A 23,600-nucleotide genomic window follows, 5' to 3' on the forward strand; every position below is an offset into this window, starting at 1 on the left:
TGATGGAGAGTGGATGGTTTCGATGAAAATGTCCTTCATGACCGGCGCAGCCTTCAACCGGAATCCGAGCAAGGCGAAGAAGGAAGCGAGCGAGCGGCCGGTGGTGATCACTGATCGCGGCGAAGCGGCCTATGTCCTTGTCAGCTATGCCGAATTTCAGGTGAACTGGACGCCGAAGACGCTGTTTGAGGCATTGCGCGATCCCTCCGTTGATGAGAGGGAATTCGAACCCGCGCGGCTGGGCTTCGACAACAGGACCGTCGAATTCTGAAGGCTACTTGTATCGTCTTGCCGCGCGGGGACTGCCCGCAGCGTCCTACGCACCGGCCGGAAAAAACCGGTTCTCCGGCCGCGGCAATCCGAGATGTTCGCGCAGCGTCGTGCCCTCGTATTCGCTGCGGAACAGGCCGCGGCGCTGCAATTCGGGAACCAGCCGTTCGGTGACGTCGGTGAGACCCTGCGGCAGATAGGGGAAGACGACGTTGAAACCGTCCGAGCCTTCCTCGTCCAGCCAGCGTTCCATATCGTCGGCGATGCTGGCCGGCGTGCCGACGAAGGCGAGGCCAGCATAGCCGCCGTAGCGCTGCGCCAACTGACGTACCGTCAGATTTTCTTCGGCGGCAAGCTTCAGCACCTGGGCGCGGCCGGTCTTACTGGCATTGGTGTCGGGAATATCAGCCGGCAGCGGCGCGTCGGGATCGAAGCCCGAAGCGTCATGGCCGAGTGCGATCGAAAGCGAAGCGATGGCGCTGTCGTAATGCACCAGGCTGTCGAGCGTGGCGCGTTTGGCGCGTGCCTCGTCGATGCTGTCGCCGACGATGATGAAGGCGGCGGGCAGGATCTTCAGATGGTCACGGTTGCGGCCGATGGCTTCCATGCGACCCTTGATATCGGCATAAAGCGCCTTGCCGGCGGCAAGATCGCGCGGCGAACAGAAGACCATCTCGGCGGTCTCGGCGGCAAGCTGGCGGCCGGGATCGGACTGGCCGGCCTGGACGATGACGGGCCATCCCTGCGGCGGCCGGGCGATGTTGAGCGGCCCGCGGACGCTCAGTTCCTCGCCCTTGTGGCCGAGCACATGCATCTTTTCCGGATCGAAGAACAGGCCGCTCTCCCGGTCGCGGATGAAGGCGTCGTCGGCGAAACTGTCCCAGAGGCCGGTGACGACATCGTAGAATTCCCGCGCCCGGTGATAACGCTCGCCATGTTCCACATGTTCGTCCAGCCCGAAGTTGAGAGCGGCGTCTGGGTTCGACGTGGTGACGATGTTCCAGCCGGCGCGGCCGCCGCTGATATGATCGAGCGAGGCGAAACGCCGGGCGATGTGATAGGGCTCGTCGAAGGTGGTGGAAGCGGTAGCGACAAGGCCGATACGCTCCGTCACCGCTGCCAGCGCCGAGAGCAGCGTGAAGGGCTCGAAAGATGTGACGGTATGGCTGCGCCTCAGGGCCTCGACCGGCATGTTGAGTACGGCAAGATGATCGGCCATGAAGAAGGCGTCGAATTTCGCCCGCTCCAACGCCTGCGCGAAGGACTTCAGATGGGCGAAATTGAAATTGGCGTCGGGATAGGAACCGGGATAGCGCCAGGCGCCGGTATGCAGGCTGACGGGACGCATGAAGGCGCCGAGGCGCAACTGCCGTGGGGTCATGACTTTCCTCATGGATCGGGCAAGGCGGCCGCCCTGCCCCGCATTGGGCGTTCTTTCTGCAACCGGCGCGGTGACGCACCTAACATCGGTTACGTAGGAGGTCGCCGTAGTTAAAACGAGACCGGGAGCGTCAGTTCTGGGCAGGAATTTTATCGCCTCCCAGGCGACTTCGTCGCACGAGTGTCGGACCGCGACACTAATCGCGCCGGTCGAAGCCTGATAAGCAAACACTTTTCATTTTCCATCGCATCTATAGAATTTGTGCTCTTATCTCGACGCGTAATTTCTTTCACCGATAGGCTCGTCAGAATTGGAGACATCGATGAACACCGTGCTGAGGCAAGCAGATCAGATCCGGCCCGTGGCCGACCGTATCGGCAGCGATGATGAGGCGATCGCCACCGCCCGCAGACTGGCGGCGCAATTTGCCGCACGCGCCGCCGAGCGCGACGCCGACCGGATCCTGCCATTTGGCGAACTTGATCTTCTCGCCCAGTCCGGCCTTCTGGCGATCACCGTGCCGGCGCAATATGGCGGGCTTGACGTCTCCAACGCCGTGCTGGCCGAGATCACCGCGATCCTGTCTGAGGCGGACGGTTCGATCGGCCAGATCCCGCAGAACCATTTCTATATCCTCGAAGCGCTCAGAACCGACGGCGGCGAGGAGCAGCAGCGCTATTTCTTTGGCCGCGTGCTGGCCGGCGATCGTTTCGGCAATGCGCTCTCCGAGCGCGGCACCAAGACGGTCGGCCACTACAATACGCGCATCACCCGCGACGGTCCGGGTTATCGGATCAACGGCCGCAAATTCTATTCGACCGGCGTCCTCTTCGCCGACTGGATCACCATCTTCGCGCTCGATCCGGAGGATCGGCTGACCATGGCCTTTGTGCCGAAGGGCACCGAAGGTGTCGAGATCGTCGACGACTGGGACGGTTTTGGCCAGCGCACCACCGGCAGCGGCACGACGATCCTCGACAATGTCTATGTCAGCGCCGATTCCGTGGTCTTCCATCACAAGGGTTTCGAGCGGCCGACGACGATCGGCTCCGTCGGCCAGATCATCCATGCCGGCGTCGATCTCGGGATCGCGCGGGCGGCCTTCGCCGAAACACTTGAGTTCGTCAGGACGAAATCGCGCCCGTGGATGGACAGCGGTCTTGACCGCGCCTCCGACGACCCGCTGACGATCGCCAAGGTCGGCCAGATCGCCATTCGGCTGGAAGCGGCAACCGCTCTCGTGGAGCGCGCCGGCCACAAGGTCGATGCCGCACAGGTCGAGACGACGGAGGAAAAGGTGATCGCGGCCACACTGGCGGTTGCTGCCGCCAAGGTGCTGACGACAGAGGTGGCGATCGAAGCGGCGAATACGCTGTTCGAGCTTGCCGGAACCTCGTCGGTACAAACAGGCCTCAATCTCGACCGCCACTGGCGCAATGCCCGCACCCACACGCTGCACGATCCCGTGCGCTGGAAATATCACGTCGTCGGCAACTACCATCTGAACGGGGTAACGCCGCCGAAGAACGGCGCGCTCTAAGTTTCAGCCGTTTCCAAAAACCACTGCCGGTGCTGGCGGTGGGTACAGGTTGCTGACAAACCACTGCAAAACCCGTGACGTCATCCTCGGCCTTGTGCCGAGGATCTGCGTATGCCCAATTAAGTATCTGAAAATAGATGGTTTCCTGCTAGGAAATTGCCGTGGTCAGATGCTCGGCACAAGGCCGAGCATGACGGAGGAGAGGTTATCGACAAACTGATCCATCGCGGGCGGTGGGGTTTTTGCTTTCGATGAAAGGTAGCCGCCTCAGCTATAGAGACTGACCTCCGGTATCTTGTCGTTCAGCACGAATTCGCCGACTTCCCTCGCCTTGTAGAAAACGGGATCGTGCAGCGTATGGGTGCGGACATTGCGCCAGAACCGGTCGAAGCGGTATTTGTCGGCCGTTGAGCGCGCGCCCGTCAGCTCGAAGACGCGCGAGGTGATGTCGAGCGAGACGTGGGTGGCGTGCACCTTGGCGGTGTAGGCTTCCGCTGCCGCCTCGCCGCGCTCGCGGGCCGTCACGTCGCGGCCGCGGGCAAGACCCGCCTGCACGGCGGCCGCCGCGCTGTCGGCAAGAGCCGCCGAGGCTTTTAGCGCCGCGGTGAATTCACCGACGCGTTCGAGAATATAGGGATCATCCGCCGCCCGCTCGACACCCGAGGTGATCCATGGCCGGGTCGTGTTGCGGACGTAATCGACGGCCGCCTGCAGCGCGCCTTCCGCGGTGCCGAGATAGAAATTGACGAAGACCAGTTGGATGAACGGCGTGTTGAAGGTCGACAGCACCGGCGGCGCCACATCGGGTGCAGCCGGCGCGCCGACGAAATCCTCCTCGTAGACGGGAAAGTCGCGGAACTCCACACTGCCGCTGTCGGACAGGCGCTGGCCGATATTGTCCCAGTCGTCATTGGCGATATAGCCGGGGCGATTGGTCGGCACGGCGAAGCCGGCGATCTTGTCGTCGAGCGTCGCATTGGCGTTGATATAGTCGGAGACCCGCGCCGCCGTCGAGAAGGATTTGCGCCCGTTCAGCACATAGCCGTTGCCGCGACGGGTGAGCACCAGCCCGGGATCGCGCGGATTGACGGCCGCACCCCAATAGAGGTTCCTGGCGACGGTATCGCTGCCCAGCGCATGGGCGCGTGCGGCATCGAGCGCCCAATAGATGTACTGGCTGTTCACATAGTGGTAGCCGAGCAGCTGGCCGATTGAGCTCTCGCCGCGGGCGAGAATGCGCACCAGCCTCAGCCCGTCGACCCAATCGAGGCCGCCGCCGCCGATCTCGCGGGGATGCAGCGCATTGAGCAGCCCGGCATTTTTCAGCTTGATGATCTCGGCAAGTGGCGGGCGACCTTCGCGGTCGAGGTCTGCGGCGCGCCTGGAAAGGTCGGCAGAGATCTCTTCGGCACGGGCAAAGAGGTCTTCTCGCGTCGGGTTGCGGCTGGCCGCGAAGACGACATGGGACTGGCTCATGGGCGAAACTCCAATTCTCCAAAAGATGATCCGGCGGAAGCTTGACGCTCCCGCCGGAAGGATCGAGGGCGACCTCCTCAGAAAAGCTTGTCCGGAATCCAGGTCGCGGTTGCCGCATCGCTCGTGCTGAAGGCCGGGATCTTTGCAGCCAGGTCCTCGATCGTCTTGACGCCAGCCGCGCGCAGGCTCTCCTGCGTCAGAAGCGTCGGCTTCACGGTAATCTCTCGGGGAACCGTCTGGCCGGCGATTTCAAGGGCGGCGGCGCGGATGGAAACGGCGCCGACGACGGCCGGATTGGTCGCGACGGTCGCAACCCAGGGGCTACCCTCCTCGGTGATTTCCTGGATATCGGCCGTAGAGACGTCGGCCGAATAGATCTTCAGCTTAGCTGAAATGCCGAGGTCGTTGGCGGCGAGCTTCACGCCGCGGGCGAATTCGTCATAGGGGGCGAAGACGACCGATATATCGGGATTGGCGGTGAGCGCGGCCTTCGCCTGGTCGGCGGTCGAGGTCGCCGTCGTGTCGCTGACATTGCCGAAGCGGGCCTTTTCGACCACGCCCTTATTGTCCGACTTGAATTTGTCCCAGACCTCGTTGCGGCGGTCGAGCGGCGCAAAGCCCGCGACATAGACATAACCGGCGTTGAAGCTGTTGCCGTTGTCCTTCACCACCTGTTCGAGCGCCAGCGAGGCAAGCTCGTGGTCGCTCTGTTCGACTTGCGGGATCTTGGGGTTGTTGAGGTTGACGTCGAAGGCCACGACCTTGATGCCCTTGTCGAGCGCCTGCTGCACGACGTCGCCGAGCGATTCCGGCAGGCCGTGGTCGATGACGATGCCGGAGACGCCGAGATTGATCGCCTGCAGGATCTGCTCGCGCTGCTCGGCGGCGTCCTGCCGGCCGGGAAAGATGCGCAGGTCGATATCGAGCGCCTTGGCCTGGGCTTCTGCACCCGCCTGGTAAGCCTGGAAGAAGTCGCCGGCCGAGATGTAGCTGATCAGCGCCACCTTGACGCCGCCCTTGTCGAAAGGGGCAGGAGCGCCGGACAGGCCGTCGGCTTTTGCGCCTTGAATGAAAATGAACGGAATGACGGCGGCAGACAGTGCAAGCCGTGCGAGGGATTTCATCGTCGCGTTCCTTCTAGCAAACGAAAGCGTCGTCTGACAGGTCTGGCAGCCCTCGCGACGCATCGGATTATTTAGATATAATCTCTATGTTTTTAGTAGAGTAAATGATCCGATTTTACGGGCTACGGGAGATTCTTTGTTTCGCGAGGACAGTTTGCGAGGGAAAGGCGTGCCTGGAGTTCGACCGCCCGGACAGGGCACACTCCTGATACGAATGCAGTCCCGGACATGATCGATGCCGCTTCTTCACATTGAAAACATCACCCGCAGTTTCGGGTCGACCCGGGCGCTTGCCGGTGCTGATCTTTCGATGGAGCGCGGTGAGATCGTGGCGCTGATGGGGGCAAACGGCGCCGGCAAATCGACGCTGGTCAAGATCCTTTCCGGCGTGCTTCCGGCCGATGGCGGCACGGTCAGTCTTGATGGCCGCCCCTTTGCGCCGCGCAGTCCGGCCGAAGCGGCAAGGGCCGGTGTCGTCACGGTGCATCAGTCGACGGACCTCGTCGGGGCGGCCGGCCTGACCGTTGCCGATGCCCTGCTGCTCAACCGGTTCGCCGACCGCAGCATGCCCTTCTTCGTCTCGCGCGCCGGCATCCGCCGTGCCGCGCAGTCAATGCTCGATGCCGCCGGCTTCAACCTGCCGCTCGATCGTGATTTCGGCGAACTCAGCAGTGCCGACCGGCAACTGGTGGCGATTGCCCGGGCGCTTGCCAACCGCGCCGATCTGCTCATCCTCGACGAGCCGACGGCGAGCCTTTCCGGAGAGGAAAGCCGCCGCCTTTTCGACATTCTTCTCAGCCTGCGCAAGCGGGGCCTGGCGATCCTCTATATCTCGCACCGCACCGCCGATCTCGAAGCGATCGCCGACCGCGCGCTCGTCATGCGCGGCGGCCGCGTCGTCGGCACCTTCGCGCGGCCGATCGATTTTTCCACAGCCATCGAGACGATGATCGGCCGCAGACTGGATGCGGCGTGGCCGGATGCGCGGCCGGCGGCCGGCCCGGCGATTTTCGAGATGCGCGATATCAGCCTGCTCCCTGAAGCTGCGTCCTTCGATCTCTCATTGCATGAGGGCGAGGTGGTGGCGGTGACCGGCGTGCTCGGCGCCGGCAAGAGCCGGCTGTTCCAGGCGATCTTCGGCGTGACGGCGCTTAGCCGGGGCGCGATGTTCCTCGACGGCCGGCCTTACCGGCCGAAAAGTGCGGCCGAAGCGATTGCCGCGGGTGTCGCCATGGCGGCCGAAGACCGGCATCGTTCCTCGCTGATGCCGCCGGCATGGCCCGGCCATTCGCTGTCGGCGACGATCAGCCTGCCGCATCTTGGCAAATGGTATCCCAGCGGTTTCCTGGTTGGCGGCCGCGAGCGACGCGAGGCCGAGCAGGCGATCGCCCGTCTCGGCATCAAGGCCGCCGGTCCCCTCGCCTCTATCTGGTCGCTCTCCGGCGGCAACCAGCAGAAGGCGGTGATCGCCCGTTGGGAGGCGGAGCCGAGCCGGCTGCTGCTGCTCGACGAACCTTTCCAGGGTGTCGATGTCGGCGCCCGTCACGACATCATCCGGGCGATCCGGGCCCGCACCGACCGGGCGACGCTGATTGCGACCTCCGACCCGGAGGAGGCCTATGAAGTGGCCGACCGCATTCTCGTCATCGACCACCACGTGTTGAGGCCCGCGGCAGACGGAGCCGCCCTTGCCTCCGCAATCCAGGGAATATCCGCATGACCACGATCGACGACGACACTCTTCCACAGGCAAGCGGCCGGCTAAAGGCATTGCCGCAATCAAGCAGCAGCCGTCTTGCCGCCCTCGGAGCGTTCCTCCGGGCAGGCGCGGTGTTCATCCTGCTGGCTGCTCTCGTCGTCGGCTTCACCATCGCCGAGCCCGCCTTCATCAATATCGCCAATCTGATGAGCATCCTGCAGGCAGTGTCCGTCGTCGCCATCCTCGGCGCCGGCGTCACCGTCACGCTGGCTGTCGGCGGTTTCGACCTGTCGATCGGCGCGGTCGCCGCATCGAGCGTGATGGCGGCGAGTTATGCGATGATCGTCTGGCACCTCGATGCCTATGCGACGGTGCCGCTGGTGCTCGCCTTCGGCGCCCTGATCGGTCTCGTCAATGCTTTCCTGATCGTCCGCCTGAAGGTGCCGGATCTCCTGGCGACGCTGGCGATGATGTTTCTGCTCTCCGGCCTGCAGTTGATCCCGACGGCCGGTCGATCGATCTCGGCCGGCCTCACGCTGCCTGATGGGTCGAAGGCGACCGGCGCCTACGACCCGGCCTTTCTGCTGATCGGCCGCTATAGCATCTTCGGCACCCTGCCGGTCTCCGTGGTGCTGATGGCCGCTGTTGCCGTTCTCCTCTTCATCCTGACCGAGCGCACCCGCATCGGCCGGCTGCTGTTTGCCACCGGCGGCAACGAGGTCGCGACCCGGCTTGCCGGCGCATCCACCGTCCGGTTGAAGACGCTCGCCTATGTCATTTCGGGCACGCTGGCCTCGCTCGGCGGCATCGTCATCGCTGCCCGCGTCGGGCGTGGCGATGTCTCTTCCGGCGGCTCGTTGCTGATGGATTCGGTCGCCGCCGCGCTGATCGGTTTCGCCGTCCTCAATCTCAGGCGTCCGAACGTGCTCGGCACCATTGCCGGCGCTGTCTTTGTCGGCGTGCTGTTGAACGGTCTCACCATGCTGAATGCCCCCTATTACACCCAGGATTTCGTCAAAGGCGCCGTGCTCGTCGGAGCCTTGGCGCTGACCTACGGCCTCGGCCGCAGCAATCCCTAATTCCAAGGAGGAAAGACATGACCCGCGAAATCAGGCTGAACGCCTTCGATATGAATTGCGTCGGACACCAGTCGCCGGGGCTCTGGCGCCATCCGCGCGACAAATCCTGGACCTACAAGGATCTCGACTACTGGGTGCATCTGGCAAAGACGCTGGAGCGCGGCAAGTTCGACGGCCTGTTCATTGCCGACGTGCTCGGCGTCTACGACGTGCTGAACGGCAATGTCGATGCCGCACTTCGCCATTCCGCACAGGTGCCGGTCAACGATCCGCTGCAGCTGATCCCGACCATGTCCTACGAGACCGAGCATCTCGGCTTCGGCCTGACGGCATCGCTCTCCTTCGAGCATCCCTACACCTTCGCCCGCCGCATCTCGACCCTCGACCATCTGACCAAGGGCCGCGTCGGCTGGAATATCGTCACCTCCTATCTCAACAGCGGCGCGCTCAATATCGGCCAGCCCGCGCAGACCAAGCATGACGATCGCTACGATCTTGCCGAGGAATATCTCGAGGTCTGCTACAAACTCTGGGAGGGAAGCTGGGAGGATGGCGCCGTCGTCCGTGACCGCGAAAGCGGCATCTTCACCCATCCGGAAAAAGTCCATCCGATCCGCCATGCCGGCAAGCATTTCAACGTGCCCGGCATTCACTTGAGCGAACCCTCGCCGCAGCGCACCCCGGTGCTCTACCAAGCCGGCGCCTCCAGCCGCGGCAAGGATTTCGCCGGCGCCCATGCCGAATGCATCTTCGTCGCCTCCCCGTCGAAGGCGGTGCTGAAGCGCTACGTCGCCAATGTCCGCGAGGCGGCCGAACGTATCGGCCGCAATCCGCGCGAAATCCTCGCCTTCAACCTGCAGACCGTGGTCCTCGGCGAAACGGATGCGGGTGCGCAGCGGAAATTCAACGAATACCGCAAATATGCCTCCTTCGAGGGTGCGCTGACACTGATCTCCGGCTGGACCGGCATCGATTTCGGCCAGTTCGGGCCGGACGAGGTGCTCCGCCACCGCCATACCAATGCGGTGCAATCGGCTGTCGAGACCTTCACGACCATCGATCCCACCAAGGAATGGACGGTGCGCGAAATGGCCGACTGGGTCGGCGTCGGCGGTTTCGGCCCGGTTTTCGTCGGCTCGCCGCAGACGGTCGCCGACCTGATGCAGGAATGGATCGAGGATACCGATGTCGACGGCTTCAATCTCGCCTATGCCGTGACGCCGGAGAGTTTCGAGGATGCCGTCGATCTGCTGGTGCCGGAACTGCAGAAGCGCGGCGTCTACAAGACGGACTATACCAAGGGAACGCTGCGCGAAAAGCTCGGGGGAGCGGGGCCGCGGCTTGCCGCGCCGCATCCGGGTGCGGCCTATCGCAATCTCTTCGGCGAGCCTACCCGCGTCGCCGCCAGCGGCTGAGCGAATAATGACCGGCGCATAATCCTCCCTAAAAATCGGATCCGATTTTTAGGGAGGATTATGCGCCAATCAAAGTGACAGAGCGTCCTTAGCGCGTCCTGTTGGACGCGCGGCGCTCTGGGTGACAAAAAATGTCTCGCGGAGCCAGATCATTCGAATTTAATCTCTATGACAATCGGTGTTTCGACCTGAATATAGGCTCTGGAAATTTCACCGATCAGGAGGGGTCATGACCGTACTATCTATCTCGCGGCGCACGCTGATGAAGGGCACCGCCCTGCTCCTTGCCTCGACGGCGCTCGCCCGGCAAGCGCTTGCACAGACGGCGCCCGCCGGCGGACGGCTGATCGTTGCGGCCGATTCCGAGCCGAAGAACCTCAATCCTGCGATCGTCGCCTCGAACGGTGTCTTCTTCGTTGCGAGCAAGGTGATCGAGCCGCTCGCCGAAGCGTCGTTCGATGGCAAGGACGGGCTTGCGCCGCGGCTTGCCACCTCCTGGGAGGGCTCGGCCGACGGCCTTTCCGTCACCTTCAAGCTGCGCGATGGCGTCACCTGGCACGACGGCAAGCCGTTTACATCAGTCGATGTCGCCTTCTCGGCGCTCAACATCTGGAAGCCGCTGCAGAATCTCGGCCGCCTGGTCTTCGCCAATCTCGAAGCCGTCGATACGCCTGACGATTACACCGCCGTCTTCCGTTTCTCCAAGCCGACGCCGTTCCAGCTGATCCGCAACGCGCTGCCTGTTGTGACAAGCGTCGTCGCCAAACACATTTTCGACGGCAGCGATATCGCCACCAATCCGGCCAACAACACGCTTGTCGGCACCGGGCCGTTCAAGTTCGCCGAACACAAGCCCGGCGAATATTACCGGCTGACGCGCAATGAGACTTACTGGGACAAGGAGCAGCCGAAACTCGACGAGATCGTCTTCCGCGTGCTGCCGGATCGCGAGGCGGCGGGTGCCGCACTCGAAGCAGAGGAAATCCAGCTTGCCGCCTTTTCGGCGGTGCCGCTCGCCGATCTCGACCGCATCTCCAAGGTCGACGGCATCAAGGTGATCTCGAAGGGCTACGAGGCCCTGACCTACCAGCTCATCGTCGAGATCAATCACCGCCGCAAGGAGTTGGCCGATCTCCGGGTGCGTCAGGCGATCGCCCAGGCAATCGACAAGAAATTCGTGGTCGATACGATCTTCCTCGGTTACGCCACTGCTTCGACCGGCCCGGTGCCGAAGAATGCGCCGGAATTCTATACATCCGATGTCGCGACCTATGCGTTCGACCCCGCCGCTGCCAACGATATTCTCGACAAGGCCGGGTATAAACAAGGGCCTGATGGCAACCGCTTCACGCTGAAACTCCGCCCCGCGCCCTATTTCAACGAGACCCGCCAGTTCGGCGATTACCTTCGCCAGGCGCTTGCCGTGATCGGCATCGATGCCGAGATCGTCAATGCCGATGCGGCCGCGCACCAGAAGGCTGTTTATACCGACCACGATTTCGACCTTGCCGTCGGTCCGCCGGTCTTCCGCGGCGATCCGGCGATCTCCACCACCATTCTCGTCCAGTCCGGGACACCAGCCGGCGTGCCCTTCTCCAACCAGGGCGGCTACGCCAATCCGGAGCTCGACAAGATCATCAAACAGGCCTCCGAGACGGTCGACACGGCGGCGCGCACCGATCTCTACCGCAAGTTCCAGCAGCTCGTCGTCGCCGATCTGCCGCTGATCAACGTCGCGGAATGGGGGTTCATCACCGTCGCGCGCGATACCGTGCTGAACGTCGCGGACAATCCGCGCTGGGCGGTCTCGAACTGGGGCGATACCGCGCTGCAATCGTGATAGAATCGGCGGCAATTCTCTTCCAGAGGCCCTGTCCGGCGTGAAACGAGCCATCATCCTCCTGAGGCGCAGGGCGATCAGCAGCATTCCGGTGCTGCTGATCGTGGTGATCTTCACCTTTTTCCTGCTCGAATCCGCCTCGGGCGACGCCGTCGACGCCTATCTTGGCTCGATCGGCGGCGGCGATGCCGCCCTTAGGCAATCGCTACGCGAGAGCTACGGCCTCGACCAATCGATGTTTGCGCGCCTCTGGCTCTATCTTTCCTCACTCGCACGCTTCGATCTCGGCTGGTCGGTCGCCTTCGGCAGGCCGGTCGGCGCGCTCATCACAGAACGCCTGCCCAACACGTTGCTGCTGATGGGCAGCGCGACGGCGCTGTCCTTCGGTCTCGGCTCGGCGCTCGGCATTCTTGCCGGGGCGCGGCCGGGAAGCTTTCGCGACCGATTGCTGTCGATCGGCTCGCTGATCGTCTATGCCATTCCGAGCTTCTGGCTTGGCTTGGTTCTGAGCATTGCCTTTTCGGTGAAGCTGCGCTGGTTTCCGATCGCCGGCGTCGAGACGATCGCTTCCGGCAAGACAGGTTTTGCCCGCGCGTTGGACATTGCGGATCATCTGGTTTTGCCGGTCGGCGCGCTCGCCCTGATCTATCTCGCCTTGTTCCTGCGGGTGATGCGTGCTGGCATGGCCGAGGCGTGGAAGCTCGACTTCGTGCTCTTCGCCCGCGCCAAAGGCCTGTCGCGCAGCCGGATCGTGCTGCGCCACGTGGCGCGCAATGCGCTGCTGCCGCTCGTCACCATGCTCGGGCTGCAATCGTCGGCGATGCTCGGCGGCAGCGTGGTGATCGAGAGCGTCTTTGCGATCCCGGGTTTCGGGCGGCTGGCGCAGGAAGCGGTCAATGGCCGCGATGCACCGCTGTTGATGGGCATTATCGTCACCAGCGCCGTCCTTGTCATCGCGGTCAATTTTCTCGTCGATCTCGTCTATGCCGCGCTCGACCCGCGCATCGGCGCGTCGGAGGGCGGCATATGAGCTGGCTGCGGCGCCTGCTGCGCACGCCGGAAGGTGCGATCGGACTTACGATCCTTCTCATCCTGATTTCGGCCGGGCTGCTCGCTCCCGTCGTTTCGCCGGGTGATCCGTTGAGAATTGCCGGTCGAGCCCTGCTGGCGCCGTTCACCGATCCGGCTTTTCCGCTCGGCACCGACCGTCTCGGCCGCGACGTCCTGGCCGGCCTCATGTATGGCGCGCGGACCTCGCTGACCATCGGCCTTGCGGCGGCGTTTTCGGCCATGATCCTCGGCGTCTTCGTCGGTATGGCGGCGGGTTTTGCCGGCGGGCTCGTCGACGAGGCGCTGATGCGGGTGGTCGACGCTTTCCAGATCGTGCCGGGCTTCCTGCTGGCGCTCGCCTTCGTCAGCACGATCGGGGTGTCGACGCCTGTCGTCGTCCTTGCCATTGCGCTCGGAACCTGGGCCGATCCGGCGCGGTTGACGCGGGCGCAGGTGCTGGCGATCCGCGAACAGGATTATGTCGCCTCGGCAAGGGTGATCGGCATGCATCCGGCCGAGATCGCCTTCCGGGAAATCCTGCCGAACGCGCTGCCGCCGGTGCTGGCGCTATCCGCCACCATCGTCGCCGGTGCTGTTCTCACCGAGGCGGCGCTTTCCTTCCTCGGCCTCGGCAACCCCAACATCGCCACCTGGGGTTCGATGATTGCCGAGGGACGCAGCGTGCTGCGTTCGGCATCCTATCTCTCCGTCATACCGGGCGCGACACTGGCCATTACCGTGCTCGGCGTTCATCTGTTCAGCGAAGGTCTCGCCAAGGCGCTTGGCGACGACGGCGTGAGGGCGGCATGAGCGGCATTTTCTGCAGCCTCCGGCAGCTCTCGGTAACCTACGGGCGCGGCAGGAACGGTGCGGCCGCGCTCGATGGGATCGATCTCGATATCGTCGCCGGCGAAAGACTGGCGATCATCGGCGAAAGCGGTTCGGGCAAGAGCACGCTCGCCCGCGCCCTTGCCGACCTGCTGCCGGAGGAAGCGACAGTCGGCGGCGAGATGCTCTGGCCCGGGCTTGCTCATCCGCCCCGCCCGGGCCGCGATTTCGGCTTCGTCTTCCAGGATCCAGGCTCCAGCCTCAACCCGGTCCTGACGATCGGCGAGCAGATCGCCGAGGGCGCCAAGCGCCATCTCGGTCTCAGCTGGAAACAGGCCTATATCAGGGCTGAGGAATTGCTCGAGCGGGTTCGGATACCGCAGCCCGACAAGGTGGTACAGGCCTTCCCGCACCAGCTATCCGGCGGGCAGCGCCAGCGCGTGGCGATCGCCGCGGCCATCGCCGCAAGGCCTGCGCTGCTGATCGCCGACGAGGCGACCAGCGCGCTCGACGTCGTCGTTCAGGCCGAGATCGTCCGCCTGCTCGACGGGCTGGTGCGCGAGGACGGCATGACGCTGCTTTTCATCACCCACGACATCGCGCTTGCCTCCGGTTTCGTCGATCGCATCGCCGTTTTCCGCAATGCGAGGCTGGTCGAGGCAGGCCCTGTCCGTTCGGTGCTTTCGGCGCCGAAAAGCGACTATGCCGCCGCCCTGATCGCCAGCCACCGCGACCTCGCGACACCACCGCTGATCGCGGAGGTACTGCCATGAACGATGTGCTGCTTTCCGTCGAAAACTTGTCGAAAGGGTTTTCTTCCGCGGGACGCCGGGTTGCCGCTCTCGACAACGTGTCGCTGACGATCGCGCCTGGGGAAACGCTCGGTCTCGTCGGCGCTTCCGGCAGCGGGAAATCGACGCTGTCGCGCATCCTGTTGCGGCTTCTCAGCGCCGATGCCGGCTCGGTCCGCTTCGAGGGAGAGGATTGGCTTGCTCTGAACGGCGCCTCCCTCCGTCGCCGGCGGGCGCGCATGCAGATGGTGTTCCAGGACCCGCTCGCGGCCTTCAATCCGCTGGCGAGCGTTGGCGCCGTGCTCGACGATCCGCTTCGCATTCACAGCGTCGTCGCGAAAGACCGCCGCCGCGACGAGATCGCCACGCTGCTCGAACGTGTCGGCCTGTCTGCCGATTATGCCGGCCGGCCGGTCCGTGCGCTCTCCGGCGGCCAGCGGCAGCGTGTGGCGATCGCCCGAGCGATTGCGACACGGCCCTCGCTGCTGGTGCTCGACGAAGCGGTCTCCGCGCTCGATGTGACCGTGCGCGGCAGGATTCTCGAACTCCTGGTCGATCTGCAGAAAGAACAGGGCATTGCCTGTCTGTTCATTTCACACGATCTTGCCGTGGTCCGCGCCGTTTCCCACCGCATCGCCGTCATGGATGGCGGGCGGATCGTCGAAACCGGTCCGGCAGCGACGGTCGTTGCCGCGCCGCAATCCGATGCCGCCCGTGCGCTCGTTGCCGCCGTCCCCCGTCTCGTGACCGATCCCTGCTGAAGGAAGTATCCATGTCCGATCTTGGTTGGAATCCCCTGCATGGCGTGCCCTCCTATCCCGCGGAGCGCTACGCCCTCCTTGCCGACAGGATCGGCGGCATCTTGCGCAGCCGCAACGATATAGTGCTGGTGCAGGCCGAGGCGGTGGTGGCGCTGGAAGCGGCCGCCGTCAGCCTGGCGCGCCCCGGCCTTACGGCACTCAACATCGTCACCAGCCCCTATGGCAGCTGGTTCGGGCAATGGCTGCGGCGGGGCGGTGTGACGGTCAGGGATCTTGTCGCCGAACCCGGCCTGCCGGTCGAAATCGAAGCCGTGGCCAAAGCACTTGACGCGGCTGGTCGCATCGATGCGCTCGCTCTGGTTCACGCGGAATCCGCGAGCGGTATCCTTAACCCCCTGCCGGAGATATTGGCGCTTGCCCGCGCCCGCGGCATCGTCACCGTCGTTGATGCGGTCGCCTCCATCGGTGGCCATGAGTTCGATGTTGACGAGCTCGGCATCGACATCGCGGTGATCGGCCCACAGAAGGCGCTCGGCGGCCCGGCCGGTCTGTCTGCACTCTCGGTCAGCCCTAGCGCCTGGAATCTCATTCTCCGAGATGGCGCACCGCGCGATTCGATCTTGTCGCTGGCCGACCTGAAATCATGGGTCGACAATGGCCGACGGAGCCTGCCGGGAACGCCGGCGCCGCTGGAATTTTTCGCGCTGGAGATCGCCCTCGACCGCATCGAGGCCGAAGGCCTGGAGAATATCGTCGCGCGCCATGCGCTGGCGGCATCGGCGACACGGGCGGGGCTAACCGCACTCGGCGCCCCGGCTTGGGTGCCGGCAGCAAAGGCTTCGAACCTGGTGACGGCGGTTCCGGTGCCGCAGGCGCTGGCGCCGGCTGCACTGATCGCAGCCGCCGGACGGTTGGGCGTCGAGCTGACCGACGCCGTCGGAACCGCGCCGGCCCGTCTCGTGCGGCTGAACCACACAGGTCCGCGCACCTCGTTCCAGGCGGTGCTCTCGAATGTCGTGGCCTATGGCGCGGCCCTGAGGCAGGCCGGCCATCCCTGCGATATCGCCGCCGCTGCGGAGGCAATATCCGCGGCCTACAGCCGCTGAACCGTATTCGGCCCTTGATAAACACGGCTCGTCAAGGCAGGAGAGTGGCATCACGGAGACTTGGTGCAGATGACGAGATTGCTGGATGCGCAGGGCCTGGAGATTTCGCATGAGGGGCATCGCACCCGCCTGAAATGGCACCGGCTGCGCAAACGATTTGCCGATCCGCTGTTCTCCGCCGAGGTGATGGCGGAGGGATTTGCCGCAGGCGCCTCGATGGAGCTCGATCTGCGGGTGCGCGCCGATGGCGGTTTCGTCGTCCTGCACGACGAGGACCTCGACGGTGAAACGACCGGTCATGGACCGATCGCCGAAAAGAGCATGGGCGACCTCAGCGATCTCAGGATGCAGGAGGGCGACCGGCCGCTGATCCTCAGCGAAGATCTCGCCGCCATGATGCAATCGACGCATCCGGCCGCGCTGCTGCAATTCGACATGAAGGACGATTATGAGGCGATCGGCGCCAAAGGTATCGAGCATCTTGCCGCGCACTTCCGCGATATCGCCGCCTCGGTGATCGTCAGCGGCGGCAGTCTCGACCTCATCGTCGCGGTCAAGGAGAAGCTGCCGCATCTCCTGCGCGGCATCGATCCCACAGACAAGCTCTACGATATCAGGCAGGCCAGCGGCTGGGAGGCGGTCGAGACGGAATTGCGCGCCGACCTGCGCGGCCCGACCGAACCGGACACGGTCTATCTCCACTGGCCGCTGATTCTTGATGCCGCCAATGGAGGTCTCGACATGATCGGGCTCTGCCATGACGAAGGCAAACGCGTCGATGCCTGGACCTTTACCCTCAGGGATCGGGAGGCTGGCTTCAACGAAGAGGAATGGCGGAACTTCCAGGCGCTGATGGCGCTGAAGCCGGACCAGATCACGACCGACGAGGCGCCGGCGACCGAACGGGCCTGGGGCCGCCGCATGGCGGATTAACCGCCTTGGCACATGCTGCCGAAACGTGTGAGCGGCTTTCGATACCCTATTTCCGGGCTTGTCGGAGGTTTTGTACAATTTGCATCATTTTAAACTTCTGATGTTATCCATATGCCGACAGACAAATGTTGGTGTTCGATATGCAAGCTGTTGATACTGTAGAAATTACTCAACAAGCAAATTCCAGCTTACAGCAGGCGTGGCATCTTGGGTGTACAGGCCGTTCGCTCGAGGCCCTCACACTGGCCGGTGAAATACTGGCCGATGCCAAGGCGCGGGGCGACGATTGGCTCGCTGCGCGATGCGACACCGACATCGCCTGGTACTGTTTTCAGATCGGCAAGGCCGAACTTGGACTGACGCATGTCCGGCGGGCGGTAGACTTCTGGAAATTACACGCGGAGCCCAGGCAGGAGGCCTATGCCCGGGCCTATTTCGGATGGCTGCTCTTGGAATTGGGCTTGCCGGAGGAAGCGATCGAAGAAGCGACCCGCGCGCTTGATCTGGCCGAAAGGGCTGCAGACGCGAAAGCGCAAAGCCTGGCGACCAACGTCATTGGCATTATCTTCTGGTACAACAAGCAGCCTGACCGGGCGATCTTGATGAGCGAGAGATCCGTCGAACTCGCCAGATCGATCGGTGACAAAACCTATGAATGCTGGTGGCTCGTCAATCTCGGCGGCGCTCATTCGGAAGGCGGATATATTGCGCAAGCGCTCGGCAAACCGGAGGAAGGACACCGGATGCTGATCCGGGCGCTGGAACTGACCGAACAGGCGCTCGACATCGCCATCGAGACCGGCGACAGCTGGGCTGCTCGCATTTGTCTCGGCAACAACGCCGATTACTACAGCCACCTGGGCGAGCACGAGAAGGCTCTCCAGTGCATGGACCGCTATCAGCTATTTCAAGAGAACAGCTATGTCAGGGACCGGCAGCAATATCTCTACACCTTGGGTCAGATCTACATCAATTACGGAAAATTCGCCGACGCCCTGTCGCTGCTGCTCGAGGCGATGGAGCTGATCGGCGAGGGCGGAAGTTTCGATTCCTATATCCAGATCTATTTTTATCTGTCGCAGGCTCATGAAGGGTTGGGGCAGTTCGATCTGGCGCTGGAGGCTCATAAGAAATACCACCAAGCCTATCTGCAGAACAGTGCCGAGAGAACCCAGCAGCGCGCACGTCTGGCCGAAATCTACTATGAAACCAAGCGGCTTAAGGAAGTTGCCGAAACGGAGTCGAAGCGCGCCGATACGCTGGAGGCCTCCTATCAGAAATTGCAGGAAGAAACCGATATCCTTGCCAATGCCGTCTATCTCGACGCGCTGACCGGGCTTTATAATCGCAAATATCTCGACAGCCGCTTTAAGGAGCTGACGACCGAGAAGCGTCCCTATTCCATTGCGATGCTGGATGTCGATCACTTCAAATCGGTCAACGACAACTTCTCTCACATGATCGGCGACCAGGTTCTGAGCGCCATCGGAACCATATTGCGCAACCAACTGCGGATTACCGATCAGGCGATCCGCTTTGGCGGTGAGGAGTTCGTCGTCCTGCTCGCCGGCGCTCCGCGAGGTGCCACCGATGTCTGCGAGAGGTTGCGCTTGGCGGTTGAACAATGGGACTGGTCGGAGATCTGCAACGGGCTGCGCGTGACGATCAGCAGCGGTGTCGCCAGCACCCTGTCTGCCAATTCTCCGGACAGGATTTTGGCGATCGCCGATCAGAATCTCTATACGGCGAAAAAGACCGGTCGCAATCGCGTTGTGGCGTAACGGCGTTCCGCAGCTTGCGGACAAAGCTCGCGGTTTCGTCAATCGAGCGGATTTATAGCCCCGCGATGTCGAGGATGAATGCGAATTCGCCGGCAAGCCCCGGCGCGTGGGCGATGACGGGTCCGCCCTCAGCAAGCAGTCTGTCGACATCAGGCATCGCCACCATTGCGCCGGCCTCTTTGGCGATCAGCGCACCGGCGAGCATGTCCCAGGCGTTGAGATGGCGCTCGTAATAGAGATCGGCCGCGCCCTCGGCGACACGAACGAGGTCGATGGCGGCCGCGCCCGTGCGGCGGTAGTCCATGCCGCGTTCGTGGAGCCGCCGCAAGAGCGCCAGATGGTCGTCGAAGCCAGTCTTGCGGGAATGACCGAGAATAACGAGCGCATGGGCCGGATCGGCGGTCGCAGCCGCATGGACCGGAAGCCCGTCCTTGAAGGCCCCGCCGCCGCGGATGGCGTGAAAGACCTTGTCCTCGGTGGCATCGTAGACCACGCCGATCTCGACCGTGCCGCCGGCGACGAAGGCGATCGAGACGCCCCAGTGACGGAAGCCCCTGATATAGTTGGTCGTGCCGTCGATCGGATCGACAACCCAGGTGCCGGTCCCGCCCGATCCTCCGCCGCTCTCCTCGCCCATGAAGGTATCATCGGGAAAGCGCGAGATGAGCCCGTCGCGGATCGCCTGCTCGGCCCGCCTGTCGGCGATGGTGACGAAATCCTGTAGTCCCTTGTTCTCGACGGCGAGGGTACCGGGGTTCGAGTCGCGCCGAAACCGGGCCGCTTCCCGTCCGACCTCGAGGGCGACTGAGATCGCCACCTGTGAGCGTGCGCGGATGGCAGCGGTATCGAATGCGGAACTCATCAGGCCGTCCTTCTTCTTATCAGTGTCACCGGCGTGAATTCGACGCGCGCCGTCAGATCAGGTTCGGCCATCCGGCTCATCAGCAGGTCGACGGTCTGTTCGGCCTGGAGGTCGCAGGGTTGGCGGATGGTGGTGAGGTCGTAGGCGGTCCAGCTCGCCTGGGGAATGTCGTCATGACCGATGATGGAGAGCGGCGGCGCATCATCACGGCTGCGGCCCTGCATGACGCGGTCGACCACGCCGCAGGCCATATAGTCGTTGGCGCAGAACAGCCCGTCGATGCCGGCTGCGGCAAGTTCGGCTGCCGCATCATAGCCGCTCCGGTAATCGTTGATCCTGACCTGCAGCATCTGCGCTTCGACCCCGAGCTGCTTGCAGCGTGCGACGAAGGCTTCGCTGCGCCGCCGCGCCGTATAGGATATGGCGGGAGCCGCCATCACGGCTGGCTTTCGCGCGCCGCTGTCGATCAGGTGGGTGGCGGCGAGATGGCCGGCCATGCGATCGTCGGAGATGATGCGGTCGACGAAGGGGATATCGTTGCCCTTGTTGATCAGCACGATCGGCACGCCTTCGGCCGCACATTGCTCGCAAATCTCGGTCGGCGGCGCGTCCGAGGTGACGATGACGCCTGAGACGGCGTAATGCAGCAGCTGGCCGATGACGGTCGAGGTATCCGCCTCCTGCGACGTCGGCAGCAGGATGGGGCGGAAATTGCGGGCGATCAGCACTCTTGCCAGATTCTCGATCTGCAGTGTCCGGAACGGATTGTCGAGACCGGCGGCGACGACGCCGACCAGATCGGAGCGTTTATTGGTAAGGCTTCGGGCAAGATAGTTCACCCGATAGCCCAATTCCTTGGCGGCCTCAAAGACCTTCTCGCGCGTCTTCGACGAGACGCTGGCATCCGGGGTGAAGGCGCGCGACACGGCGGCGCGCGAGACGCCGGCGACCCGCGCCACGTCGAAGGAGGTTACCTTGCGCGGTCCCTTATCCCTGTCTGCCAACTGCTTTATCCCTCTCTGCCGACGGCCGCATCAGATCGGGCAGATCCGTGCAGATGCCGAGAACCGGCAGTTTCATGATGTCATCGAGAACGGCCGGCCGCTCCTCGTGCCAGAGCACGATCTCGCGGCCCGCCTCGAAGGCGCGACGCGTCAGCGCCTCGGTCACCAGATCCTGCGGGCGTTCGCCCGCCCTCTCCCAGCAGAGATGCAGGATATCGGCGCCGGCCTCGTCGCCGAGCGCATGCGGATCGTGGCCGACGCGGATCAGCACCGAGAGCGGGAAGTCTGAGCCCGCGTCGCGGAGTTCGCGCACCTGGGCCGTATCGAAGGAGCCGAGACAGGCGAAACGCTGGTTCATCTCGGCAAGATGGCGCCAGCAGCGCAGGCCGGTCCCGGGCGCCTTGAGTTCGACATAGAGACCGGTCCCGGTCTCGCGGCCGAGAGCGGCGACCTCCGAAAAACTTGGCACGTCGACGCCGTCGAGCCCGGCAAGCTCGGCGGCCGTCATTTCGGATATGCGGCGGTCGATACCGAACACCCGTTCCAGATGGTCGTCATGCGAGACGACGACGACGCCGTCGCGGGTCAGCTGCGTATCAAGCTCCCACATCTCAGCGCCGAGTTCGGCAGCGCGGCGGAAAGCGGCGATGGTGTTTTCGCGTTCATGGCCGCTGGCGCCGCGGTGGCCGATGCAGAAGGGCAGCCGACCCTTGGCCGACGGCCAGCCGTAACGCTCGAAAAATGCCGAGAAATCGCGGGTCATCAGAGCCTCCTGCCGTTTTCGTCGAAGACGAACACGCCGCGGCTGTCGATCGCCCAGCGGACATCGTCGCCGACATGGATATCGCTGCGCACCGGCTGGATCGAGCGCAGCAGCGGCCCGCCGGCAAGCGCCACGTCGTAGAGGTTCTCGCGGCCTTGCGTTTCGGCGAAGGTGACCTTGCCGGAGACGACGACATCGCCAGCCGGGGTGAAATGCTCCGGCCGGACGCCGAGCATCAGCCTGGTGCCCTCGGCGGCAGCGACGGTATCGGGCAAAGGGACTCGGATTTCGCTTTCCGGGATTGCGAAAGCGCCGTTGTCGGCGATGCCGCGCAGGAAGGAGATCGGCGGGTTGCCGAGGAAGCCGGCGACGAAGGCGGTCTTCGGGTCATTGTACATTTCGGCCGGCGTGGCGATCTGGACGATCTCGCCTTCCTTCATGATGGCGATGCGGTCGCACATGCTCATCGCCTCCACCTGGTCATGGGTGACGAGGATGGCGGTGATGCCGGTCTCGCGCTGCAGGCGGCGGATTTCCGAGCGCATTTCGAGGCGCAGCTTGGCGTCGAGATTGGCGAGCGGTTCGTCGAGCAGCAGCACGTCGGGCTTGCGGATCAGTGCGCGCGCCAGCGCCACGCGTTGCTGCTGGCCGCCGGAAAGCTCGGCCGGCCGGCGGCCCATCAGATTGCCGATCTGGACGAGAGCCGCGATCTTGTCGACCTCCTTGCGGATGTCGGCGGCGTTGACGCCCTTCACCTTCAGGGGAAAGCCGATGTTTTCGGCAACCGTCATGTGCGGGTAGAGCGCATAGGACTGGAAGACGACGCCGACATTGCGGGCCTGGCTCGGCAGGTCGGTGACGTCGCGATCGCCGAAGAGGATGCGTCCGCCGGTCGGCCGGTGAATGCCGCAGACCGCAAAAAGCGTCGTCGATTTGCCGCAGCCGGACGGGCCGAGCAGCGCCAGCATCTCGCCGTCGCCGACTTCGAGCTGCATATTCTCGATGACCTTGGTGGAGCCGAAGCTCTTCGAGAAATTGTCGAGGAGGATGCGCATCAGCCTTTGCTCCCGCCGCCGTAGATGTTCATGAGGTATTTGTTGAAAAGAGCGTAAGCGATCAGCACCGGAATGAGGTAGAAGAGGCCGACTGCCTTGAACATGTTGAAATCGTAATTGTTGTCGTCAGCGAGGAAGCCGGCGAGATAGACCGACAGCACCTGCACCTGATTGCCCGGCGCCAGCACCTGCGGCAGGATGAATTCGCCCCATCCGGCGAGGAAGGAGAACAGGCCGAGCGCCATGATGCCGGGCTTGACCTGCGGCAGCACCAGGCTGCGCCAGACGCGGAAACGCGAGGCGCCGTCGACGACGCCGGCCATTTCGATTTCCCAGGGCACGGTGTCGTAGAAACCTTTCATCAGCCAGATGCCGAGCGGCAGGTCGATCGCCGCCTTCACCAGGATGACGCCGATCAACGAATTGTAGAGCCCGACCATCTGCAGCACGATGAAGATGGCGATAATCAGCGTCACCGACGGGAAGGCATGCAGCACCATGACGCCGGCAAGGAAGAAGCCGCGTGCCGGCACGTTCAGCCGTGACAGCACATAGCCCGCCATCGACGAGACGATCAGCACGACGCTGGTGGTGCAGGTTGCAAAGAGCAGCGTATTCACCGTCACCTGCCAGATGTTCGCCTTGCCCGCCGTCGTCTGCCACAGGAAACGCCAGTGATTGAGCGTCAAGCCGGAGGGCAACAAGGCATCCGGCTGCTTCACCGTCACGGTGTCGAGGAAGAGATAGACATACATCAGCAGCAGCGGCAGGCTGACGATGGTCAGCGCCGTCAGGACAGGCCAGCTACGGTAATTTGCCGAGGGCTGCGAGCGTTCGGCCAT

General features: G+C 63.6%; 21 protein-coding genes. 13 read left to right on the top strand and 8 right to left on the bottom strand.

What is annotated here, in order from left to right:
• Positions 1-13: 13 nt before the first annotated feature.
• Positions 14-271: a type II toxin-antitoxin system Phd/YefM family antitoxin gene (locus CO667_RS10975; protein WP_097618400.1), complete on the top strand. Its 258-nt coding sequence runs from the start codon at positions 14-16 to the stop codon at positions 269-271.
• A 45-nt stretch (positions 272-316) separates the two neighbouring features.
• On the opposite strand, the gene CO667_RS10980 is transcribed toward CO667_RS10975, so the two are convergent.
• A complete protein-coding gene (locus tag CO667_RS10980) occupies positions 317-1,651 on the bottom strand; it encodes an LLM class flavin-dependent oxidoreductase (RefSeq protein ID WP_097618401.1) in 1,335 nt (444 codons plus the stop codon).
• 322 nt (positions 1,652-1,973) lie between these two features.
• On the opposite strand from CO667_RS10980, the gene CO667_RS10985 reads away from it, so the two are divergent.
• On the top strand, positions 1,974-3,191 hold the full coding sequence (locus CO667_RS10985; RefSeq protein ID WP_097618402.1) for an SfnB family sulfur acquisition oxidoreductase: 1,218 nt from the start codon (positions 1,974-1,976) through the stop codon (positions 3,189-3,191).
• Between the two features lie 267 nt (positions 3,192-3,458).
• Here CO667_RS10985 and CO667_RS10990 read toward each other — a convergent pair whose 3' ends face one another.
• Both CO667_RS10990 and CO667_RS10995 read right to left on the bottom strand, forming a co-directional pair.
• On the bottom strand, positions 3,459-4,667 hold the full coding sequence (locus CO667_RS10990) for an acyl-CoA dehydrogenase family protein (protein ID WP_097618403.1): 1,209 nt from the start codon (positions 4,665-4,667) through the stop codon (positions 3,459-3,461).
• A 77-nt stretch (positions 4,668-4,744) separates the two neighbouring features.
• Entirely contained in the window at positions 4,745-5,791 is a 1,047-nt protein-coding gene (locus CO667_RS10995; RefSeq protein ID WP_097618404.1) for a substrate-binding domain-containing protein, read from the bottom strand.
• 235 nt (positions 5,792-6,026) lie between these two features.
• Here CO667_RS10995 and CO667_RS11000 point away from each other — a divergent pair, with 235 nt between their 5' ends.
• The 11 genes from CO667_RS11000 (at position 6,027) to CO667_RS11050 (ending at position 19,074) form a co-directional block, all read left to right on the top strand.
• Positions 6,027-7,511: a sugar ABC transporter ATP-binding protein gene (locus CO667_RS11000; RefSeq protein WP_097618405.1), complete on the top strand. Its 1,485-nt coding sequence runs from the start codon at positions 6,027-6,029 to the stop codon at positions 7,509-7,511.
• The gene (locus tag CO667_RS11005) at positions 7,508-8,569 is read left to right on the top strand and encodes an ABC transporter permease (protein ID WP_097618406.1); all 1,062 of its coding nucleotides are present in this window, start codon (positions 7,508-7,510) and stop codon (positions 8,567-8,569) included. Before CO667_RS11000 ends, CO667_RS11005 begins: the two co-directional genes overlap by 4 nt.
• A 17-nt stretch (positions 8,570-8,586) precedes the next feature.
• Positions 8,587-9,984, top strand: coding sequence for an LLM class flavin-dependent oxidoreductase (locus CO667_RS11010; RefSeq protein ID WP_097618407.1), 1,398 nt, complete (start codon positions 8,587-8,589; stop codon positions 9,982-9,984).
• Between the two features lie 229 nt (positions 9,985-10,213).
• The gene (locus CO667_RS11015; protein WP_097618408.1) at positions 10,214-11,824 is read left to right on the top strand and encodes an ABC transporter substrate-binding protein; all 1,611 of its coding nucleotides are present in this window, start codon (positions 10,214-10,216) and stop codon (positions 11,822-11,824) included.
• A 40-nt stretch (positions 11,825-11,864) separates the two neighbouring features.
• The gene (locus tag CO667_RS11020) at positions 11,865-12,854 is read left to right on the top strand and encodes an ABC transporter permease (RefSeq protein WP_097618409.1); all 990 of its coding nucleotides are present in this window, start codon (positions 11,865-11,867) and stop codon (positions 12,852-12,854) included.
• Positions 12,851-13,684 (top strand): ABC transporter permease, encoded by an 834-nt coding sequence (locus CO667_RS11025; RefSeq protein ID WP_097618410.1) that lies wholly within the window; start codon positions 12,851-12,853, stop codon positions 13,682-13,684. Before CO667_RS11020 ends, CO667_RS11025 begins: the two co-directional genes overlap by 4 nt.
• Entirely contained in the window at positions 13,681-14,475 is a 795-nt protein-coding gene (locus CO667_RS11030; RefSeq protein WP_097618411.1) for an ABC transporter ATP-binding protein, read from the top strand. Before CO667_RS11025 ends, CO667_RS11030 begins: the two co-directional genes overlap by 4 nt.
• Positions 14,472-15,254: an ATP-binding cassette domain-containing protein gene (locus tag CO667_RS11035; protein WP_097618412.1), complete on the top strand. Its 783-nt coding sequence runs from the start codon at positions 14,472-14,474 to the stop codon at positions 15,252-15,254. Before CO667_RS11030 ends, CO667_RS11035 begins: the two co-directional genes overlap by 4 nt.
• An 11-nt stretch (positions 15,255-15,265) precedes the next feature.
• Complete coding sequence (locus tag CO667_RS11040) at positions 15,266-16,360, top strand: aminotransferase class V-fold PLP-dependent enzyme (RefSeq protein ID WP_097618413.1); 1,095 nt, start codon at positions 15,266-15,268, stop codon at positions 16,358-16,360.
• A 69-nt stretch (positions 16,361-16,429) separates the two neighbouring features.
• Complete coding sequence (locus CO667_RS11045) at positions 16,430-17,293, top strand: glycerophosphodiester phosphodiesterase family protein (RefSeq protein WP_179874114.1); 864 nt, start codon at positions 16,430-16,432, stop codon at positions 17,291-17,293.
• 125 nt (positions 17,294-17,418) lie between these two features.
• A complete protein-coding gene (locus CO667_RS11050) occupies positions 17,419-19,074 on the top strand; it encodes a diguanylate cyclase (RefSeq protein WP_097618415.1) in 1,656 nt (551 codons plus the stop codon).
• A 52-nt stretch (positions 19,075-19,126) separates the two neighbouring features.
• Here CO667_RS11050 and CO667_RS11055 read toward each other — a convergent pair whose 3' ends face one another.
• The 5 genes from CO667_RS11055 to CO667_RS11075 are packed head-to-tail and all read right to left on the bottom strand — an operon-like array spanning position 19,127 to position 23,600.
• Positions 19,127-19,936, bottom strand: coding sequence for an inositol monophosphatase family protein (locus CO667_RS11055; protein ID WP_097618416.1), 810 nt, complete (start codon positions 19,934-19,936; stop codon positions 19,127-19,129).
• On the bottom strand, positions 19,936-20,940 hold the full coding sequence (locus CO667_RS11060) for a LacI family DNA-binding transcriptional regulator (protein WP_097618417.1): 1,005 nt from the start codon (positions 20,938-20,940) through the stop codon (positions 19,936-19,938). The genes CO667_RS11055 and CO667_RS11060 overlap by 1 nt, the downstream gene beginning before the upstream one ends.
• A complete protein-coding gene (locus CO667_RS11065; RefSeq protein WP_097618418.1) occupies positions 20,924-21,703 on the bottom strand; it encodes a glycerophosphodiester phosphodiesterase in 780 nt (259 codons plus the stop codon). Before CO667_RS11065 ends, CO667_RS11060 begins: the two co-directional genes overlap by 17 nt.
• Positions 21,703-22,758, bottom strand: a complete 1,056-nt coding sequence (locus CO667_RS11070) for an ABC transporter ATP-binding protein (RefSeq protein ID WP_097618419.1) — start codon at positions 22,756-22,758, stop codon at positions 21,703-21,705. The genes CO667_RS11065 and CO667_RS11070 overlap by 1 nt, the downstream gene beginning before the upstream one ends.
• Complete coding sequence (locus CO667_RS11075) at positions 22,758-23,600, bottom strand: carbohydrate ABC transporter permease (protein ID WP_097618420.1); 843 nt, start codon at positions 23,598-23,600, stop codon at positions 22,758-22,760. Before CO667_RS11075 ends, CO667_RS11070 begins: the two co-directional genes overlap by 1 nt.

Source organism: Rhizobium sp. L43, from assembly GCF_002531725.1.
GTDB lineage: Bacteria > Pseudomonadota > Alphaproteobacteria > Rhizobiales > Rhizobiaceae > Rhizobium.

Excerpts from the sequence above, each read along its gene's own strand:
- CO667_RS11010 (WP_097618407.1), top strand. The coding sequence starts at position 8,587 with ATGACCCGCGAAATCAGGCTGAACGCCTTCGATATGAATTGCGTCGGA.
- CO667_RS11055 (WP_097618416.1), bottom strand. The coding sequence starts at position 19,936 with ATGAGTTCCGCATTCGATACCGCTGCCATCCGCGCACGCTCACAGGTG.
- CO667_RS11065 (WP_097618418.1), bottom strand. The coding sequence starts at position 21,703 with ATGACCCGCGATTTCTCGGCATTTTTCGAGCGTTACGGCTGGCCGTCG.
- CO667_RS11005 (WP_097618406.1), top strand. The coding sequence starts at position 7,508 with ATGACCACGATCGACGACGACACTCTTCCACAGGCAAGCGGCCGGCTA.
- CO667_RS11015 (WP_097618408.1), top strand. The coding sequence starts at position 10,214 with ATGACCGTACTATCTATCTCGCGGCGCACGCTGATGAAGGGCACCGCC.
- CO667_RS10975 (WP_097618400.1), top strand. The coding sequence starts at position 14 with ATGGTTTCGATGAAAATGTCCTTCATGACCGGCGCAGCCTTCAACCGG.
- CO667_RS11070 (WP_097618419.1), bottom strand. The coding sequence starts at position 22,758 with ATGCGCATCCTCCTCGACAATTTCTCGAAGAGCTTCGGCTCCACCAAG.
- CO667_RS11040 (WP_097618413.1), top strand. The coding sequence starts at position 15,266 with ATGTCCGATCTTGGTTGGAATCCCCTGCATGGCGTGCCCTCCTATCCC.
- CO667_RS11035 (WP_097618412.1), top strand. The coding sequence starts at position 14,472 with ATGAACGATGTGCTGCTTTCCGTCGAAAACTTGTCGAAAGGGTTTTCT.
- CO667_RS11075 (WP_097618420.1), bottom strand. The coding sequence starts at position 23,600 with ATGGCCGAACGCTCGCAGCCCTCGGCAAATTACCGTAGCTGGCCTGTC.
- CO667_RS11050 (WP_097618415.1), top strand. The coding sequence starts at position 17,419 with ATGTTGGTGTTCGATATGCAAGCTGTTGATACTGTAGAAATTACTCAA.
- CO667_RS10995 (WP_097618404.1), bottom strand. The coding sequence starts at position 5,791 with ATGAAATCCCTCGCACGGCTTGCACTGTCTGCCGCCGTCATTCCGTTC.
- CO667_RS10980 (WP_097618401.1), bottom strand. The coding sequence starts at position 1,651 with ATGACCCCACGGCAGTTGCGCCTCGGCGCCTTCATGCGTCCCGTCAGC.
- CO667_RS11030 (WP_097618411.1), top strand. The coding sequence starts at position 13,681 with ATGAGCGGCATTTTCTGCAGCCTCCGGCAGCTCTCGGTAACCTACGGG.
- CO667_RS10985 (WP_097618402.1), top strand. The coding sequence starts at position 1,974 with ATGAACACCGTGCTGAGGCAAGCAGATCAGATCCGGCCCGTGGCCGAC.
- CO667_RS10990 (WP_097618403.1), bottom strand. The coding sequence starts at position 4,667 with ATGAGCCAGTCCCATGTCGTCTTCGCGGCCAGCCGCAACCCGACGCGA.
- CO667_RS11025 (WP_097618410.1), top strand. The coding sequence starts at position 12,851 with ATGAGCTGGCTGCGGCGCCTGCTGCGCACGCCGGAAGGTGCGATCGGA.
- CO667_RS11045 (WP_179874114.1), top strand. The coding sequence starts at position 16,430 with ATGACGAGATTGCTGGATGCGCAGGGCCTGGAGATTTCGCATGAGGGG.
- CO667_RS11000 (WP_097618405.1), top strand. The coding sequence starts at position 6,027 with ATGCCGCTTCTTCACATTGAAAACATCACCCGCAGTTTCGGGTCGACC.